Origin of the sequence: Gabonia massiliensis, from assembly GCF_001403595.1 — a bacterium.
Lineage (GTDB): Bacteria > Bacteroidota > Bacteroidia > Bacteroidales > Coprobacteraceae > Coprobacter > Coprobacter secundus.
In genome coordinates this window covers 1-1019 of sequence record NZ_LN877930.1, presented here as the reverse complement: position 1 = coordinate 1019, position 1019 = coordinate 1, and the positions used below count along the sequence as shown (strand labels likewise).

The 1019-nt window shown below is 51.9% G+C and carries 1 pseudogene; it reads left to right on the top strand.

The annotated features are described in order from the left end of the window. Nucleotides 1-1019, top strand: a pseudogene (locus BN2628_RS17330) (hypothetical protein); the annotation flags it as partial.

The window sequence follows — 1019 nt, the reverse complement described above, 5'->3', positions numbered from 1 at the left end:
GTGCGCAATACCGATACGGCAAACATCATACTCGAAGCATCCAGAGCGTGGGACGGGCTGGATAAGTTCCGCAAAAATGCACGCCGCTGCCGGGACTATACCTACGGCAAGCAATGGAACGACCGTATCAAAGACCCCGCCACCGGAAAATGGATAACCGAAGAGACCTATATCAAGGCACAAGGCAAAATACCCTTGAAAAACAATATGATACGGCAACTCGTAAAATCGGTGCTCGGGCAGTTCGCTTCCAACCAGACCGAACCCGTATGCGTAGCCAGCGACCGGGACGAGCAGAAACTCGGGGAGATGATGTCCATCATCATGAAATACGCCTACACCCTCAACAAGATGTGGGACATCGACCGCCGTACCCTCGAACAATACCTCATATCGGCACTCTGTTGTCACAAGATACAATACGGCTGGAATGCCGCACTCAACAAAGAAGACGCCTTCGTTACCGTAGTCAACGAAAACCGCCTCTTTTTTGACAACCGCATGGCCGACTACCGCTATTGGGACTGCAACCTCATCGGGGAGATACACGACCTCTCCATATCCGACCTTATCGCCACCTTCGCCGGGAATGATAGGAACAAAGCCCTGGAACTGAAGCAGATTTACGCCACGGCCACAGAAGACTGCCTGCGCTCGAACTATGAAAATCTGACATCAGACCATCTGGACAATCTCACCTTCCTCGTTCCGGAAGACTATAACATGTGCCGGGTCATAGAAATATGGCGCAGAGAATCCAAAGAACGCATCAAATGCCATGATGTACTTGAAGCGCAATACTATAAAATCGAAATAGAAGATTACCCCAAAATCCAAGCCATCAACGAAGCCCGTATCCGGCAAGGCGCGGCACAAGGGCTCGCCCCCGACGAAATACCCCTTATCGAGACCGAATGGTTTATCGACCGCTATTGGTATGCCCGTTGGCTCACCCCCTTCGGAGACGTGCTGCGCGAGATGGAGACACCCTACTGGCACAAGTCCCACCCCTATGTGCT